Genomic DNA, 19,035 nt, shown 5'->3' with positions numbered 1-19,035 from the left:
ATTTCCTTCAAAATATTTTAAACAAAACTTTTTATGAACACATACTCAGATTACCTAAAGGAAATTGAAGTAAGAAAAGGTCAAGGGCTTCACCCAAAACCAATCGATGGAAGTGAATTGTTAACTGAAATCATCTCACAAATTAAAGATGAAAACAACCCTCACAGAAAAGATTCTCTTAATTTCTTTATTTATAATGTTTTACCAGGTACAACAAGTGCTGCAGGAGTAAAAGCAACCTTTTTAAAAGAAATTATTCTTGGTGAATTTGTAGTAGAAGAAATAAGTCCATCGTTTGCTTTGGAGCAGTTAGGACACATGAAAGGGGGAGCTTCTGTAGAAGTTTTACTCGATTTAGCATTAGGTAGCGATGCTGCAATTGCTGAAGCAGCAGCAAAAGTGTTAAAAACACAAGTGTTCTTATATGAAGCAGACACTGAACGTTTAGAAGAGGCTTATAAAGCAGGAAGCAAAATAGCCAAAGAACTTATAGAAAGCTATGCACAAGCAGAGTTTTTTACAAAACTTCCTGAAGTAGAAGAAGAGATTAAAGTTGTTACTTATATTGCGGGTGTAGGAGATATTTCAACAGACTTATTATCACCAGGTGCTGATGCACACTCAAGATCTGATCGTGAATTACACGGACAGTCAATTTTTGAGCACAATAAAGACATGCAAAATGAGCTGTTAGCATTGAAAGAACAACATCCAGACAAACGTGTGATGTTAGTCGCTGAAAAAGGAACTATGGGAGTAGGATCTTCAAGAATGTCAGGTGTTAATAACGTGGCTTTATGGACAGGTATTGAATCAAGTCCATACGTTCCCTTTATCAATATTGCACCAGTAATTGCAGGTACTAATGGAATTTCTCCAATTTTCTTAACTACAGTTGGGGTAACCGGAGGTATTGGTATAGATCTTAAAAACTGGGTAAAACAAAAAGATGCTGCAGGAAATACAATAGTCGATGAAGATGTAGAGCCAGTTTTAAAGCAAGAATATTCCGTAGAAACAGGAACAGTTCTTACAATTAACACAAAGACTAAAAAATTATACAACGGAGCTACTGAATTAAAAGATATCTCTACAGCATTAACTCCGCAAAAAATGGAGTTTATCAAAGCTGGAGGTTCTTATGCAGTTGTTTTTGGTAAGAAATTACAAACATTTGCAGCCAAAGTATTAGGAATCGAAGTTCCTCAAGTATATGCTACTTCTAAAGAAATTTCTGTTGAAGGACAAGGCTTAACTGCGGTTGAAAAAATATTCAATAAAAATGCAGTAGGAACTACTCCAGGTAAAACATTACATGCAGGTTCTGATGTCCGTGTAGAAGTTAATATTGTTGGATCACAAGATACGACAGGATTAATGACTTCTCAAGAATTAGAAATGATGGCTGCTACCGTTATTTCTCCAATAGTTGATGGAGCTTACCAATCTGGTTGTCATACAGCTTCTGTGTGGGATGATAAGTCAAAAGCAAACATTCCTAGATTGATGAAGTTTATGAACGACTTTGGCTTAATTACAGGGCGTGATCCTAAAGGACAATATCCAGCTATGACCGATGTAATTCATAAAGTATTAAATGACATTACAGTAAGTGATTGGGATATTATTATTGGAGGAGATTCACATACCCGTATGTCAAAAGGTGTTGCCTTTGGTGCCGATTCTGGTACCGTAGCATTAGCGTTAGCAACAGGTGAAGCAACAATGCCTATTCCACAGTCAGTTAAAGTAACCTTTAAAGGGAACATGAGAAGCTTCATGGATTTCCGTGATGTTGTTCACGCAACACAACAACAAATGTTAAAGCAGTTTGATGGAGAGAATGTGTTCCAAGGAAGAGTGATTGAAGTACATATTGGTACTTTAACTGCCGATCAAGCCTTTACATTTACTGACTGGACTGCAGAAATGAAAGCAAAAGCTTCTATTTGTATTTCTGAAGATGAAACATTAATTGAATCATTAGAGATTGCTAGAGATCGTATCCAAATCATGATTGATAAGGGAATGGATAACGAAAAGCAAGTATTAAAAGGATTAGTTGATAAAGCGAATACTAGAATTCAAGAGGTTAAAACAGGAATTAAACCAGCATTAAAACCAGATGCAGATGCAAAATACCATGCAGAGGTTGTGATTGATTTAGATGAAATTGCTGAGCCAATGATTGCAGACCCTGATGTAAATAATGAAGACGTTTCTAAGCGTTATACTCACGATACCATTCGTCCTTTATCATTCTATGGAGGAACTAAAAAAGTAGATTTAGGTTTCGTAGGTTCTTGTATGGTGCATAAAGGAGATATGAAAATCTTAGCTCAAATGTTAAAAAATATTGAAGCACAAGAGGGTAAAGTAGCGTTCAACGCTCCATTAGTAGTAGCTCCACCAACATACAATATTGTAGATGAGTTAAAGGCTGAAGGAGATTGGGAAGTATTACAGAAATATTCAGGATTTGAATTTGATGATAATGCACCTAAAGGATTGGCACGTACAAAGTATGAAAATATGTTATACTTAGAGCGCCCTGGATGTAACTTATGTATGGGGAACCAAGAAAAAGCTGAGCCAGGAGATACAGTAATGGCTACATCAACACGTTTATTCCAAGGAAGAGTTGTAAAAGATTCTGGAGAGAAAAAAGGAGAATCGTTATTATCATCTACCCCAGTAGTAGTACTATCTACTATTTTAGGAAGAACTCCTACTATGGAAGAATATGAAAAAGCAGTTGATGGTATTGTTTTAACGAAGTTTAAACCGTCTCAAAAGCAATTAGTAACTTCATAAATGGTAATTTTTTTACTCTTATAATACAAGCCCGTGTATAAAAACACGGGCTTTACTATTTTTCATTTATTCAAGAGCAAGTCTCCATCATAGAAAAAACTTATTTTAACGTAGCATAATTATATGGTTACTCCATTTCTATCCTGTTTTTTTTTGGTAAATTCGTAGAGCAACAAAAAAATTACATATATGGCTTTTGATATTAATATGATAAAAGAGGTATACAATAAAGTAGTTGAACGAGTAGATGCTGCTCGCGAGATTACAGGTAAACCTTTAACATTAGCAGAGAAAATTTTATACACACACCTTTGGGATGGAAAACCTACGGAAGCATTTGAAAGAGGAAAGGATTATGTAGATTTTGCTCCAGACCGTATAGCATGTCAAGATGCAACAGCTCAAATGGCGTTGTTACAATTTATGCAAGCAGGTAAAAACAAAGTGGCTGTACCTACAACAGTACATTGTGATCACTTAATTCAGGCAAAAGTTGGTGCCTCGACAGATTTACAAACCGCGTTAAATAACTCAAATGAAGTATTCAATTTCTTAGAATCAGTTTCTAATAAATATGGAATTGGTTTTTGGAAACCTGGAGCTGGTATTATTCACCAAGTAGTTCTGGAAAATTACGCCTTTCCTGGAGGAATGATGATTGGTACCGATTCTCATACCGTAAATGCAGGAGGATTAGGAATGGTAGCCATCGGTGTTGGTGGTGCTGATGCAGTAGATGTTATGGCAGGGATGCCTTGGGAATTAAAATTCCCTAAATTAATAGGGGTAAAGTTAACAGGGAAGTTATCTGGTTGGACAGCACCAAAAGACGTAATTTTAAAAGTGGCAGAAATTTTAACCGTAAAAGGGGGAACAGGTGCGATTGTTGAATATTTCGGACCAGGAGCCACGGCGATGTCATGTACAGGTAAAGGAACTATTTGTAATATGGGGGCAGAAATTGGAGCTACAACTTCTACTTTTGGCTACGATGCCTCTATGGAACGTTATTTACGTGCTACAGATAGAAACGATGTGGCAGATGCTGCAAACGAAATTAAAGAATATTTAACGGCAGATGCTGAAGTATATGCAAATCCTGAGCAATATTTTGATCAGGTAATTGAGATTAATTTATCAGAATTAGGACCATTATTAAACGGACCTTTCACTCCAGATTTATCTACTCCAGTAGGAAAAGAAATGACGGAGAAAGCACAAGCAAATGATTGGCCATTACAAGTTGAATGGGGACTAATAGGATCTTGTACAAACTCTTCATATGAAGATTTATCACGAGCGGCTTCTATAGCACAACAAGCTATAGATAAAGGGTTAAAAACAAAAGCAGAGTTTGGAATCAACCCAGGGTCAGAACAAGTACGGTACACCGCGGAAAGAGATGGGATTTTACAAGTTTTTGAAAATTTAGACGCTAAGATATTTACCAATGCATGCGGACCATGTATTGGTCAGTGGGGACGTTATGAAGACCCTAAAAATGCTCCTAAAAATTCTATTGTGCATTCATTTAATAGAAATTTTGCCAAACGTGCAGATGGAAATCCAAATACACATGCCTTCGTAGCTTCACCAGAATTGACTGCTGCTATTGCAATTGCTGGACGTTTAGATTTTAATCCGTTGACAGATAAATTAATTAATGAGAATGGAGAAGAGGTCATGTTAGATGAACCAACAGGTTGGGAATTGCCTCCAAAAGGATTTGAAGTTGATGATAATGGATATATTGCACCTGAAGAAGACGGAAGTGGTATAGAAGTAGTAGTAAGCCCTAATTCTGAACGTTTGGAACTATTAACACCGTTTGAACCTCTAGGAGATACTATTAAAGATGCTAAATTATTAATCAAAGCATACGGAAAATGTACGACAGACCATATATCTATGGCAGGTCCTTGGTTACGTTATCGTGGACACTTAGATAATATCTCTAACAACATGTTAATTGGGGCAGTAAATGCGTTTAATATGCAAACAAATTTTGTTAAAAATCAATTAACAGGTGAGTATGATGCAGTGCCTAAAGTACAACGCGAATATAAAGCGAAAGGAATTAAAACAATTGTAGTAGGTGATCATAACTATGGAGAAGGGTCTTCGCGTGAACATGCAGCTATGGAGCCTCGTCACCTAGGAGTGGCTGCTGTATTAGTAAAATCATTTGCACGTATTCATGAAACAAACTTGAAAAAACAAGGAATGTTAGGGCTAACATTTGCTAACGAAGCAGATTACGATTTAATTCAAGAAGACGATACATTCAACTTTTTAGACCTACATGAGTTTGCTCCAAACAAACCATTAACTATTGAAGTGGTTCATGCAAATGGATCAAAAGATACGATTATTGCAAATCATACTTATAACGAAGGGCAGATAAAATGGTTTAAAGAAGGCTCAGCCTTAAACTTAATAAAGAAACAAAATGCCTAAGAGGTATTTTTAATAATAAAACTCGAAAGCTCTGGAATTTTCCAGAGCTTTTTTTGTAATGTTTTTTAGTTTTTTCGACCTAAAACTTAAAAGTCAAAACGATGAGTGCACTTTGGTATTTAGAGGATGTTAACTTGTTTAAAATATTATGCCCGCATAAATATCCTGCTTTCAAGGAAAACCACACCTTAAATAGATATAAAAAGAAAGACTATATCTATTTTGAGGAAGACACCGCAAACAAAATTTACCTAATAGATAGGGGGAAAGTTAAAATTGGCTATTATACAGAAGATGGAGAAGAGGTAATTAAGGCCATATTAACCAAAGGCGAAATATTTGGAGAAAAAGCCATTTTGGGAGTCGAAAAACGAAATGAATTTGCCCAATCGATAGATAATACAACAGAAATTTGCCCAGTATCTAGAGATACTATGTATTCATTAATGCGAGATAATGTATCTGTAAGTTTTAAGATATACAAATTTATTGGGTTGCGAATGAAAAAGTTAGAAAGAAGACTTCAATTATTACTATTTAAAGATACACGTACTCGTTTGTTAGAGTTTTTTAAAGAACTGTGTGAAGAATATGGACATGAGTGTGAAAAAACAGGAGATCAAGTAATTGAACATCCCTATACACAAAAAGATATTGCCACTCTAATAGGAACTTCAAGGCCTACATTAAATACCTTAATGAACGAGCTAAAACAAGAAAAAGTGATTGATTTTAACAGAAAAGAAATACGATTACTTAAAAAAGTAGCATAAATGTAAGCTAGCTAACATTTTAATAGAAAATGTGCAGGTAACTTTGTTTTTGTATAAATTCAAAATTACAAAAACAATGAAAAAAATATTTTTAACACTGGCGGCAGTGAGCGCATTAACTTTTACGGCTTGTAGCGATGACGATGACAATACACCAAAGACATCAAACTTAAGTTTAAATGTAAGTGGGTTAGAAAATTTAGGAGCAGACTATGTGTATGAAGGTTGGATAATCGTAGGAGATAGGCCAGTGTCAACAGGAACGTTTAATGTAAATGATTCAGGGACATTATCGCAAAATTCTTTTGTGATTGATTCAGATATGTTATCAGTAGCATCTACTTTTGTTTTAACCATTGAACCGACAAACGATTCAGATCCAGCACCTTCAGATACTAAAATTTTAGCAGGAAATTTTTCAGGAAATACAGCTTCAATAAACTCTAATATTGTTGGAGATTTTAGTAGCTCTTGGGGTAAATTTATTTTAGCAACTCCAACAGATGGAGAAAATACAAATGAAAGAAGTGGTGTTTGGTTTTTAGATCCAGGAATGCCACCGCAAGTAGGTTTAGGATTACCAGAGTTAGATGAAGGATGGAAATATGAAGGATGGGCTGTAATCAATGGAGTACCAGTAACTACAGGTAAGTTTACAAAACTTGCAGCAACAGATGAGTTTGATGGTTTTAGTGGACCTATAGATTTGCCAGCACCTAATGGAGCTGATGGATTCTTTCCAGGAGAAGATTTCCTTATGAATGCTCCAGACGGGCTAACCTTTCCAACAGATTTAAGAGGTGCAACTATTGTAATTACAGTTGAGCCGAATCCAGACAATAGCCCAGCACCCTTTACATTAAAACCATTAGCTAAAACAGTAGCTGATGATGCTCAAGAACATGTAGCTATTGATTTAGGAGCTGGTCCTTTGGTAACCATCACAGGAACCGTTTCAAGATAATAAACTATATCAGAGGTAAAATTTAATTAATACCTCTAATTCCCCTTATTTTAAGAGTAATCAACTATTTTTGATTACTCTTATTTTTATATAAACTATTTTATGACAGATTTTTTAAGAAGTATATCTCAGCAACCATTACCTGTAGTTGACACAAGTATATCTTTTAATGAATACAAACCAATTTCAATAGCAGCCTCTAATAAAGAGCTAACCTTTGATGTTGCTTCATCAAAAGAATGGGAAGCATATTTAGAAAGTTATTTATTAAAACATAAAAAAACAGTTGCTTTTGGAGGCTACTTAGAAATAAGAGATATTTATAGTAGAAGTGAACATTTCAATAAATTATCAGAAGAAAATCAACGAAATATTCATTTGGGAATCGATTTATGGTGTGATGCAGGCACAGGTATTTTAGCAGTATTAGAAGGTGAAATTCATAGTTTTAAAAACAATGTAAATTACGGTGATTACGGACCTACAATTATTATAAAACATTCAATTGAAGGAAATGAGTTTTATTCATTGTACGGTCATTTATCATTAGCGTCTTTAGCAGGCATATCTGTTGGTAAAAAAGTCAAACAAGGAGAGAAGATTGGAACTCTAGGGGATAGTTCTGTAAACGGAGACTACGCTCCGCATTTGCATTTTCAGTTAATAATAGATATTGAAGATTATAAAGGAGATTACCCAGGCGTGTCTTCAAAAAAGACCTTAGATTTTTACAAGCAAAATTGCCCTAATCCTAATTTATTATTAAAATTGCCTCAAGAAACCCTCATAGAGGAATGAAGTAAAACAAGATAATCGCCCTAAGTAAAGAGACTGAAAATAATTAGGGTTAATTAATTATTAAAATTTAGATTTTTGAAATATAGACAACTTACAAAAGAGCAGTTTGAAGGATTACACGAAGAATTTGCACGTTTTTTAGCATCACAAAACATTGATAAAAAAGAATGGGATGAACTAAAAAAAGAGAAACCACATGTAGCAGAAGATGAAATGAATGTGTTTAGCGATGTTGTTTGGGATGATGTATTAACGAAAACAGAGTACTTAGAACATTTTTCTCCAAATTTAGTAAACCTATTTAAATGCGAAGAAAAAATAATACATCGTATTGTGATAAAAATTAATAAAGAGGTCAATGTTTTAGAGCAAGATGGGTTTGAATGGTTACTAAAAAACCCAAATGATGAAGCACTTGAATTTTTACGAGGTTCAAAAAACTATCAAGAAGAAAGAAATGTTGAAATTTTTGATTTAATTGAAAAAGGAAGTACTATTTCTAAAGGAGAACTGTACGAGTATTTTAATCAATTAACATCAAATGTATAATGCTCGATACCAAGCTTATTTTAGCAGCGTAATTAACGTATCTGTACCAGAACTAGCAACGTCTTCAATAATAGTTAAGTTATGGAAGGCGTTTTTGTTTACAGCAGGCTTAGGATCTATAAAATAAATAGGTGTATTGTGTGGTACATAGTTAATCAAACTAGCTGCGGGATATACCTGCATCGAGGTTCCTATAATTACTAAAATATCTGCTTGTAAGGTTATTTCAGCCGCTTTTTCCAATAACGGAACATCTTCACCAAACCAAACAATATGCGGGCGTAATTGAGCATTTTCTTCACATACATCACCCATAACAATATCTTTATTCCAATTATAAACAAGATGTTTGTTTTTAGTACTGCGAGCTTTTAATAGTTCGCCATGTAGGTGTATTACATTTTTGTTTCCTGCTCTTTCGTGTAAATCATCTACGTTTTGCGTAATAATATCAACTTCAAAATTATTTTCTAAAGAAACTAGGTTATGATGTGCTTTATTAGGAGAAACTTCTAAAAGTTGTCTTCTTCGTTGATTATAAAAATCTAACACCAATTCAGGGTTTGCATGAAATCCTTGTGGAGAAGCCACTTCATAAATATCATGACCTTCCCACAAACCATCAGCATCTCTAAAAGTTTTAATACCGCTTTCGGCACTAATTCCTGCCCCTGTTAATACAACCAATCGTTTTTTCATAAATATAAATTTTGTTGCAAGTTTAAGAAAATAAATACTAGGCTGTCGCCCTGCGACTAAAAATAGGAAAATTCACTATGTTTGTTGCATGATAGATGATGGATTATTAGCCTATTTAGAAGGCTATATTACTGAGAAAAGAAAAGAAACCTTTTATAAGGTTTTAAATGAACGCACGCGTCATTTTACGGTAGTGTTAGAAGATATTTACCAACCACACAATGCCAGTGCGGTGGTAAGAAGCTGTGATATCTTTGGCATACAAGATGTATATGCAATTGAGAATAAATTTACCAATAAAGTATCAAGGCATGTAGCAAAAGGAAGCCAGAAATGGTTAGACATTCATCGGTATAAAGAAGACGGAGACAATACCAAAGCCTGTTTAGAAGATTTACGAGCAAATGGGTATCAAATTATAGGAACCACTCCACATACTGATTCTTGTATTTTGCCCGATTTTGATGTGACAAAACAATCAGCATTTGTTTTTGGAGCTGAAAAAGATGGGATTTCAGATTATATCAAACAAGAAGCAGATGGATTTTTAAAAATTCCGATGGTTGGTTTTACCGAAAGCTTAAATATTTCAGTAGCAGCAGCTATTACCCTACAAGATGTAACTACACGCTTGAAAAGAACAGATATACATTGGCAACTTTCAGAAGAAGAAAAGAAGATACTCTACTTTAAATGGATAAAAAACACCATTAAAAATCCAGAGAAATTAATAGAATACTATTATAAAGAGCTTACTTAGAAGTCAATATTTTAGATACTAACTCTTTGGTTAACGGTTGTCCGTTAGCCATTTTTTTGATGTTTTCAAAAGTAAACACAAAATCACAACCATTTTTGTAATTAGAACATCCATAGGCAGACTTTCCTTTTAAAACAATTCCTTTGTTGCATTTAGGACAAGCGAGAGTGTCTGATTGAGATTTAGCTTCGTTGAACTTACGTTTCTCGCTATCGTTTGAAATAGTATTAGAACTCGTTTTTTTAGGTTCAAACTTTAAATTGAAATGATTGTCAAAACGAACCAAGCCTTCTACTTTTTTATTTTCTTGTTTGAAGCCTTTTAAATTCGTTGTGTATCCTTTATCAAGTAAACGAATTAGTTGGTTTTCAGATATTTTTTTATCCATAAACTCAAAAGGAAGTGTAAAATCACAACCGTTTTTATAGGCAGAACACCCATAAGCAGTACTTCCTTTTAATAAATGCCCTTTTTTGCATTTTGGACATTCTTTACCAACGACAGTTTTCTTTTTAGAAGTTGTTTTTTTAGGTGGTTGTTTCGTTTTTTGAACCTCATGAGAAATTCGTTTCGTTTTAGAGCTCGAACGAACTTCGTAGACTAAATCGTCCACCATTCTTTTCATCTGATTGATAAACGTAGCTGCATGATATTCTCCACGTTCAATTTCTTTCAAACGCTTTTCCCAAAGCCCCGTTAATTCAGCAGACTTTAACAATTCATTGTCAATTAGATCAATCAAATCGATGCCTGTTTGGGTAGGAAGAATTAATTTTTTTTGACGTTCAATATATTTTCTTCTAAATAAGGTTTCAATAATACTTGCACGTGTAGATGGTCGTCCAATACCATTTTCCTTCATCAATTCGCGCATCTCATCGTCATCTACTTGCTTTCCAGCAGTTTCCATAGCACGTAGCAAACTCGCTTCGGTATAGTTTCGAGGAGGTTTAGTTTCCTTTTCTAAAAAAGAAGGTTCGTGCGGACCTTTTTCTCCCTTTTCAAAAGTAGGAAGTACATCTTTTTCTTCTGTTTTTTTAGAGTCATTTCCATAGTCAAAAACAATTCGCCAACCTTTGGTAAGTATTTCTTTTCCTGAAGTTCTAAAAGGAACTTTATCTGCTTCTCCTTTAACTTCTGTTTTAGAAATATCACTATCAGGATAAAACACGGCAATAAATCGTTTTACAATAATATCATATACTTGTTGCTGATTGTATTGCAGGTTAATTTCTATTCCTGTAGGGATAATAGCATGGTGATCGGTCACTTTTTTATCGTTAAAAACTTTACTCGATTTACGTATTTTCTTTCCTAATAAAGGTTGTGTTAACGAAGCATATTGTTTTAGCCCTTTTAAAATATTCGGGACTTTAGGATAAATATCATTCGGTAAAAAAGTAGTATCTACTCTTGGGTAGGTAACCACTTTCATTTCATATAGTTTCTGAACAATTTTTAAGGTTTCATCTGCTGAAAATCCAAATTTGTTGTTACAGTACACCTGTAAGCCCGTTAAGTCGAAAAGTTTTGGTGCGTATTCTTTTCCTTTTTTCTTCGTAACCGAGGTTATCTCAAAATCACTTTCTTTTACTTTATCAGCAAAAGCTTGTCCTTCTTCTTTTTTAAGAAAACGACCTTCTTCACAACTAAATAAGGTTTCACGATATTGAGTTTGTAACTCCCAATAAGGTTCAGGTTTAAAGTTTTGAATTTCTTTATAACGATCCACCAACATAGCCAGGGTAGGAGTTTGTACTCTACCAATAGACAACACTTGTTTGTAACCACCAAATTTTACAGTGTACAAACGAGTAGCATTTAATCCTAATAGCCAATCACCTATAGCACGAGAAAACCCCGCATAATATAAATTGTTATAATCGTCGTTGTCTTTTAGGTTTTCAAACCCTTCTTTAATAGCCTCTTCCGTTAGGGAGGAAATCCATAATCGTTGGATTTTACCTTTGTAATTTGCTTGATTGATAACCCATCGTTGAATGAGTTCTCCTTCTTGTCCAGCATCCCCACAGTTGATAACCACATCGGCTTTTTCAAATAAAGACTTAACAATTTTGAACTGTTTCTGAATACCACTATCATTAGTTACTTTCGTATCGAAACGTTCAGGAAGCATGGGAAGGTTGTTCAAGTCCCAGCTTTTCCAGTGTGGTTTGTAATCTTTAGGCTCTAAAAGGGTACATAAATGACCGAATGTATACGTAACAGCATAGCCATTCCCTTCGAAATATCCATCTCGTTTGGTATTGGCTCCTAAGATATTAGCAATCTCACGGGCTACACTTGGTTTTTCGGCGATACAAACTTTCATTTACATAAATTAGAAAGCCGAAATTACTAAATTATTTGTGAATGTTAAAGGTTGTTTTTTGAGGAAATTTTAACAACTGTAATTAATTATGAATCCATAAAAGTTAGATTGTTTCGAAAGTTTTCACCAATAGGGATTTCAATTTTCTCTATTTCAATGTCGTTTTTAGTATATGCAGTAATTTTATCTATATTAACAATGTATGAGCGATGTATCCTGATAAATCGCTGATCTAACTTTTCTTCAAAAGCGGATAGACTAAATTTGGTAATATGCTTTTCTTTTTCTGAATGTATTTGAATGTAGTCTTTTAGACTTTCTATATACAAAATAGAATCGAAATGAACTTTTACCTGCTTTCGGTCTTTTCTTATATAAATAAAAGAGCTTTTACTTTTGGGAATAGAAACCGTTGAAGGACTAATAATTGGTTCTTTTTGTGAAGCCTTAAACTTTTGTATGGCATTAAAGAAGCGTTGAAAAGTTATGGGTTTTAAAATATAGTCGATTGCATTTAATTCAAACCCTTCAACAGCATAATCTCTATAAGCTGTGGTAAAAATAACTTTAGGTTTGTGCACAAGGTTTTTAAAAAAATCAGTGCCTTTTAAAACAGGCATTTCAATATCTAAAAACAATAAATCGATAGTTTCTTTTTGAAGTATATTACTGGCTTCAATAGCACTACTGCAAGAAGCAACTAGTACAAAATCATCTAATTGAGATAAGTGTGTCTTTATGAGACCTCTCGCTAATTTTTCATCATCAACAATCAAACATTTGTACATCATTTTACAGGTAATTTTAAAAACAAGTTAAAGGTATAAGTATCTTCCTTAATGTCTAAAGAATAGTTAGTAAGGTATAATAATTCCAATTGCTTTTTTACGTTGGTTAGTCCAATACTCTTTTTATTTCCAGCGATACTATTTTTTGCTTTTGAATTTACTATATGAAACCTTATAAACTCTTCTTTTACAGAAATATTTATATGTATAAAAGCTTTCTTTAATTCTTGAGAAACCCCATGTTTAAAAGCATTTTCTATAAATGTTAAAAGAATCAAAGGAGCAATTGTAACATCGGATGTTACTTCTTTATTAAAACTAATATCTACACGCTCATCATACCTAACTTTTTCCAAAGCGAGATAGTTTTCTATTAGTTCAATTTCTTTATTTAATGAAACGTATTTGTCGTTACATCCATACAACATATAATCTAACATTTCTGAAAGCTTAGCAATTACCTCAGGAGCTTCATCTGATTTTTCTATTGATAAAGCATATAAATTATTTAACGTATTGAATAAAAAATGCGGATTCAATTGGTGCTTTAAAACAGATAGTTCTGTATACATTTTTTGCTCATTAAGTTGTAAGTAAGCTTGTTGATCTTTGTAAAACTTAGCGATAACCAGTAGTATAGTAGGAGTTAAAATGATTGTAGATTTTCCCAGAAATACTCGGAGATCCAATAATTTTTCCCAAAACATCTTACTAGAATCATATACGTTGTTATTACTAGACTTAAAATATTTAGGAATGTGATAATATTCATGAAACCCAACAAAAAAGATAAACACACCAACTAATAAAAGCAAAAGAGATATTGTAAATTGAATATTTTTTTTGGGGACTAAAAAATTAGGAATTAAAAAGTTAAGGCAAGTGTAAGCGACAATAAACTGACATAAAACATAAATAGCATAATGTTCTAAAACTTCAGGATAACCACTGTAATAATTCATGTTTACAGTACCAATAAAATAGAGGTACACTCCCAACCAAAACAAAAACTGTTTTACTGTCGGAAGCTTAAAAAAATGTAGGATGTTTTTTAAAATACTCATGTGTGCGCTAAAATACAATTTTAAAAAAAAGGCAGATAAAAAGTAGCTCAAAGCTTGTTTTTTGTAGTTAGTAGTAAAAAAATCATAGACCAAACTAGGTTTCTTTTAAATATAACTTTCCGACAATAAAAGCAGCTTGTTAGTCTACTTTTTAAAATACAAGTAGATCTCTAAAATAGTTTTGTTTGCTAAATGTGCTTAAAAATAAGGAGCACGCTGTTAATTTTTAATTTAAGTAAATGAAGAGAATTGTATTTTTTTTAATGTTAGTTTTTAAAATGTTTTATGTTCAAGCCCAGTCTGATGTAAAAACAAGCAAAATAATTTTTAGTGATAGTAGTATTCAATTAGACGGAAAATTAAATGAACCTATATGGAACAAATTAATTCCTGAAGGAGAATTTCTTAATTATATACCTAATAATGGAGATTTAGCGTCTAACAAAACTGAGGTAAAAATGTTTCATAACGGTAAAAAGTTATATATAAGTGCTGTATATCAAGATACAACTGATGTTGTTCAAATTGGGTCTTTAAAACGGGATGATATTGGAACATCAGGAGCTGATAGCGATTCTTTTGCGATACTTTTAGATACCTACAATCAACAACAATCAGGTTATTTTTTTATCGTCAATATGGGAGGTGCTTTAGTAGATGCATTGGTATCCAGAAATGGTGATGGTTTTAAAGTAAGTACTAGTTGGAATACTGTTTGGAATGCAAGAACATCTGTAAAAGGAAAGTTAAAAATAGTTGAAATAGAAATTCCTTTAAAGGCACTAGGCTATAAGGTTGATTCTGCCGAATGGGGAGTCATGTTTCACACGAGAAATATTAAATTAAATGAATGGACAACGAGCACATTAATAGATCGTAATTATACGCAATTTGATTTACGATTTACCAAAGTGTTCGAAGTAGAAAAGTTGTCGAAAAATAAATCATCCAGATTTGTTGTTACACCATCAGTAACTACAAATTATTCAAAGGATGTAATTGGTAATGTAGAAGATACCATGGTTAAACCAAGTGTAGATGTACAATTTAATGTAAGTTCTTCTTTAAAGTTAGATGCTACTATAAACCCTGATTTTTCACAAATAGATGTAGATAGGCAAGTTACAAACTTAAGTAGGTTCTCCATATTTTTTCCTGAACGACGAAACTTCTTTTTAGAAAATAGTGATTTATTCACAAGCTTAGGAGTTAGTGGTGTAAATCCTTTTTATTCAAGACGTATTGGTGCGGATAGCGAACTATCTTTTGGAATAAAATTGTCTGGAAATATGACTAAAAAAACACGATTAGGAATACTGAATGTTGCCACCAAAGCCAAAAACGATAATCCTGCTCAGAATTATGGAGCGTTGGTGGTACAACAACAACTATCCAAATTTTTCACAGCAACAGGGTATTACGTTAATAGACAAGAGACAGATGGTTTTTCTTTTATGGATGATTATAATAGAATTACTGGAATTAATGTAAATTATCAATCGAAAAATAATAAATGGACAGGATTAGCAAATTTTTCGAGTAGTTCAACAAGTAATGTTTCTGGAAAAAATAAATTTTACAATACAGAAGTTTGGTACAATAATATTAATGTTTCTGCGTATGCTGGAATCAGAAAAGTTGAGAAAAACTATATTACTGATGTTGGTTTCGTACCTCGTTTATATAACTATGACGCCGTTTTAGATGAAGTTATACGTGAAGGGTATACACAAGCCAGTGGACGCATTCGTTTGACCAAATTTTATAAAAATGCTAAATTCTTTGATCACCATCGTTATTTAAATTTGTCTAACGATACCTATTGGGATGATCAAGGAAATGTTAGTCAATCAACTACGGTGTTAAATAATGATTTGGTGTTTAAAGATCAATCGTTTTTGTACGGTGGATTTCGTCATGAATATGTAAATCTAAAATATGCATTTGATCCTTTAAATAACGGAAAAGCCATTACAGCAGGAAAGTATAAGTATTTCGATGCTGGTTTTGGATATGCCTCAGCTTATAATAAAAAGTTCCAATATGGAGGAAATATAAGTTATGGGAGTTATTATAATGGTTATAAAAACGGTATTAGTATGAATGCAGAATATAGATTAATGCCCTTAGCACGTTTGCAGGTTCGGTATGAAAGAAACAGAATAAATTTAAAGGAGTTAGGAAAAGAAACCTTTCATTTAGCCCGTTTTACTGGAGAAATATTCTTTTCTAACCGATTAAATTGGACTACTTATGTACAGTACAATACTCAGTTTGATAATTTTAATATCAATAGCCGTTTGCAATGGGAATACAAGCCATTATCTTATATATACTTAGTAGTTTCAGATAATTATAATCAAGATATATCACGTAAAAACTGGGGGCTAGCTTTAAAAGCAAATTACAGGTTTGATTTCTAAGAAAACACAAGTAAAATTGAATTGATTTAGAAATAACTTAAGACAAGTTTTAAAAAGGAAAGAAGCTCAATTTATTGGTACAATATTTGTCTGTTTATAAATAAATCCAGTATGTATACTAAAAACAGCAGAGAACAAAGTGTTTTAATTGTTAAGTTAAAGTAAGATAAAAAATGCGAGCATTAAAATTTTTAGGAACCTTATTATTAGTTCTTTCTCTATTCGTAGGATGCAATTTTAAGAATCAGAAACTAAAGGAGAGTAAAGAAGAAGTTAATGAAATGAAAGAACCTGTAACAGTGACTTATAAAGTTGCGTCAAAATATTTTATTAAAAACGATGTAGATGAACTACCTAACAAAATAAATAGTAGAGAGGAATTTGAAAAGTATTTTGGAGCGGCAGCACTTATGGGAAAAGACGGTAAGCCAACAGCAATTGATTTTGAAAAAGAATACGTAATTGCTGTTACTGTTAAAGCTAGTAATAAATCAATTGAGCTTCAACCAATATCTCTTACCAAAGCAGGAGAAGAAATTAATTTTGACTATTCTGTTACTGAAGGTGGAGAAACTAGGTATACTTCACAACCTGTGTTGATCATAATAGTATCAAATAAAACAGAGGGTAATGTAAATACAAATCCAATAAAGACGGTGATTGTTGACGAGCATAATGCAAAAAACTCTTTAGACTGGAGTGGAAAATATGAAGGAGTATTACCGTGTGCAGATTGCGAAGGAATTAAAACCACCATTCAGTTAAAAGATAATGGAACTTATACCATGACTACAAAGTATATAGGAGAAGGGGAAGAAGAGACAGTAGAAGGACGTTTTAAATGGGATATTGCAGGAACTGTTATTACGTTGCTAAATGAAGAAAAAGAATCATATAAGTTAAAAGTTATTGAAGGAGCTATACAGAAACTAGATATTGAAGGTAAAGAAATAACAGGAGAACTAGCGCAATTATATTTTTTACAAAAAAAGTAAATTAAGGCATATATCATTTGAAGAAAAACGCTTACCATTGGTAAGCGTTTTTTACTCTTAAATACCCCCAAAAAAAATATGTTTATAAATTAACGAGGGTAAAAGCAAGATCGTCTGTTTTTTTGTTATTTTTAATTGTATATAAATAACTATTTACAAGAGATAATAAATTTTTAAAAGACTAATGAAAACAATAGAGCTTATAAAACCTAATACATTTAACAACGAGAATCATTGGTATCCTAAGGTGCTGAATGCCACAATTCATCCAATGGTAAACTTTTTTTTAAATTTAGATAAGGAACGAATTATTGCTAGGTATTGTCACTTACATCCAAAAGTAAATGCGGATAAACTTAGAGAAATTTTATCGTATGAATGTAAGTACTTTTTATGGGGAGGAGCAGATTTAATCAATTCAACATCAGCAGATGGAGATAAAAACATGGTTATTATAGAAAATAATTCATGTCCATCAGGCCAAAAATCAATGCCTTTGTTAGATGATAATAAAGAAGACGGAGTATATCGCTTGTTAATTGAAAGAACGTTTAAGCCTATCTTAGAGAAAAAGCGAAAACTTGTTAAAGATGGTAGATTAGCGGTACTTTATGATAAAAACTATATGGAAACATCAGGGTATGCAGCCGTTATAGCTGATGTTTTTAAAGAAGATGTTTTTCTTGTACCTTATTATTCAAACAAAGATAACGATCATATAAAAATAGAAAATGAAATCTTTTATCTAAAACAAGAAGAAGAATGGATTCCGTTACGAGGTATTTTTAGATATGTAACTCAAAAGCCATGGAATAGATTCCCAATTAATAGTAAAACAAAGATTTTAAATCCGATTATTACTTGTTTGGCTGGAGGAAGAAATAAAATGGTAGCTGCCAAAGCATATGATATTTACAACACGGAATTAGAAGAATATGGAATGAAAATAAATATCCCAGATACTATTTGGGATGTTAGCAAGAATGAAATTCCGTTGTGGGTAAAAAAAATGGGAGGGCAAGCAGTTATAAAAATACCTTATAGTAATGCAGGACAAGGAGTTTTTACGATTGTTAACGAACAAGAACTAGAAGAGTTTATGAAGTTAGAAATCGAATATGAACGTTTTATTGTACAGAGTTTAATAGGTAACTATAATTGGAGTTCAGTAAGCACAAAAGGCAAATATTATCACGTTGGTACAATGCCAAATGCTAAAGGAGAAACATTTGTGTCAGACATTCGTATGATGATTAGTAGTACAAAAGATGGAATAAAACCATTGTGTATGTACTCGAGAAGAGCATTGTTACCATTGGAAAACGACTTAAAAAGTAGTAAAGATTCTTGGCAAATGTTAGGAACAAACTTATCGGTTAAGTTAGGTGAAAATGAATGGACCTCAGATACTAATCGTTTGTTAATTATGGACAGAAGAGATTATAACAAGCTAGGTTTAGGAATAGACGATTTAATAGAAACATTTATTCAAACCGTACTCTCTACTATTGCTATCGACAAAATGTGTATTAGTTTAATAAATTCAAATAAAAAGTTTAAAAAGAAACTATTTACCTCATTAAATAACGATAGCACGCTGTTAAACGAATTATATTAAA

Annotated in this window: 14 protein-coding genes; 10 read left to right on the top strand and 4 right to left on the bottom strand. The window is 32.8% G+C overall.

All coding sequences use genetic code 11. The features are described from left to right. Positions 1-33 precede the first annotated feature (33 nt). The 6 genes from V1T75_RS14185 to V1T75_RS14160 all read left to right on the top strand — a co-directional run bounded on the left by V1T75_RS14185 (position 34) and on the right by V1T75_RS14160 (position 8,355). On the top strand, positions 34-2,814 hold the full coding sequence (locus tag V1T75_RS14185) for a bifunctional aconitate hydratase 2/2-methylisocitrate dehydratase (RefSeq protein ID WP_330489163.1): 2,781 nt from the start codon (positions 34-36) through the stop codon (positions 2,812-2,814). Between the two features lie 189 nt (positions 2,815-3,003). Continuing rightward, positions 3,004-5,271 (top strand): aconitate hydratase, encoded by a 2,268-nt coding sequence (locus V1T75_RS14180; RefSeq protein ID WP_330489162.1) that lies wholly within the window; start codon positions 3,004-3,006, stop codon positions 5,269-5,271. Between the two features lie 101 nt (positions 5,272-5,372). Then, positions 5,373-6,044, top strand: coding sequence for a Crp/Fnr family transcriptional regulator (locus V1T75_RS14175; RefSeq protein WP_330489161.1), 672 nt, complete (start codon positions 5,373-5,375; stop codon positions 6,042-6,044). Between the two features lie 76 nt (positions 6,045-6,120). Continuing rightward, the gene (locus V1T75_RS14170) at positions 6,121-7,008 is read left to right on the top strand and encodes an anti-sigma factor (RefSeq protein ID WP_330489160.1); all 888 of its coding nucleotides are present in this window, start codon (positions 6,121-6,123) and stop codon (positions 7,006-7,008) included. Between the two features lie 102 nt (positions 7,009-7,110). Beyond that, a complete protein-coding gene (locus V1T75_RS14165; RefSeq protein WP_330489159.1) occupies positions 7,111-7,806 on the top strand; it encodes a peptidoglycan DD-metalloendopeptidase family protein in 696 nt (231 codons plus the stop codon). Between the two features lie 75 nt (positions 7,807-7,881). Further along, entirely contained in the window at positions 7,882-8,355 is a 474-nt protein-coding gene (locus V1T75_RS14160) for a DUF6495 family protein (RefSeq protein WP_330489158.1), read from the top strand. Positions 8,356-8,370: 15 nt separating this feature from the next. Here V1T75_RS14160 and V1T75_RS14155 read toward each other — a convergent pair whose 3' ends face one another. After that, positions 8,371-9,054, bottom strand: coding sequence for an SIR2 family NAD-dependent protein deacylase (locus V1T75_RS14155; RefSeq protein WP_330489157.1), 684 nt, complete (start codon positions 9,052-9,054; stop codon positions 8,371-8,373). Positions 9,055-9,142: 88 nt separating this feature from the next. Here V1T75_RS14155 and V1T75_RS14150 point away from each other — a divergent pair, with 88 nt between their 5' ends. Continuing rightward, positions 9,143-9,814 (top strand): TrmH family RNA methyltransferase, encoded by a 672-nt coding sequence (locus V1T75_RS14150; protein ID WP_330489156.1) that lies wholly within the window; start codon positions 9,143-9,145, stop codon positions 9,812-9,814. On the opposite strand, the gene V1T75_RS14145 is transcribed toward V1T75_RS14150, so the two are convergent. From V1T75_RS14145 to V1T75_RS14135, 3 genes are all read right to left on the bottom strand, one after another. Then, positions 9,807-12,146, bottom strand: coding sequence for a type IA DNA topoisomerase (locus V1T75_RS14145; protein ID WP_330489155.1), 2,340 nt, complete (start codon positions 12,144-12,146; stop codon positions 9,807-9,809). The two genes, V1T75_RS14150 and V1T75_RS14145, sit on opposite strands and share 8 nt — an antisense overlap. 86 nt (positions 12,147-12,232) lie before the next feature. Then, entirely contained in the window at positions 12,233-12,937 is a 705-nt protein-coding gene (locus tag V1T75_RS14140; RefSeq protein ID WP_330489154.1) for a LytR/AlgR family response regulator transcription factor, read from the bottom strand. Further along, entirely contained in the window at positions 12,934-13,998 is a 1,065-nt protein-coding gene (locus tag V1T75_RS14135; RefSeq protein WP_330489153.1) for a sensor histidine kinase, read from the bottom strand. Before V1T75_RS14135 ends, V1T75_RS14140 begins: the two co-directional genes overlap by 4 nt. A 239-nt stretch (positions 13,999-14,237) precedes the next feature. Between V1T75_RS14135 and V1T75_RS14130 the strand changes: the two genes are divergently transcribed. From V1T75_RS14130 to V1T75_RS14120, 3 genes are all read left to right on the top strand, one after another. After that, on the top strand, positions 14,238-16,421 hold the full coding sequence (locus tag V1T75_RS14130; protein WP_330489152.1) for a DUF5916 domain-containing protein: 2,184 nt from the start codon (positions 14,238-14,240) through the stop codon (positions 16,419-16,421). A 173-nt stretch (positions 16,422-16,594) separates the two neighbouring features. Further along, positions 16,595-17,416, top strand: coding sequence for a copper resistance protein NlpE (locus V1T75_RS14125; protein ID WP_330489151.1), 822 nt, complete (start codon positions 16,595-16,597; stop codon positions 17,414-17,416). A 184-nt stretch (positions 17,417-17,600) separates the two neighbouring features. Next, the gene (locus V1T75_RS14120) at positions 17,601-19,034 is read left to right on the top strand and encodes a hypothetical protein (RefSeq protein WP_330489150.1); all 1,434 of its coding nucleotides are present in this window, start codon (positions 17,601-17,603) and stop codon (positions 19,032-19,034) included. Position 19,035: the final 1 nt, after the last annotated feature.

The organism is Tenacibaculum sp. FZY0031, from assembly GCF_036350695.1.
Taxonomy (GTDB): domain Bacteria; phylum Bacteroidota; class Bacteroidia; order Flavobacteriales; family Flavobacteriaceae; genus Polaribacter.
Note: the sequence above shows the minus strand (reverse complement) of the source record. Positions and strands in the feature narration are given on the sequence as shown.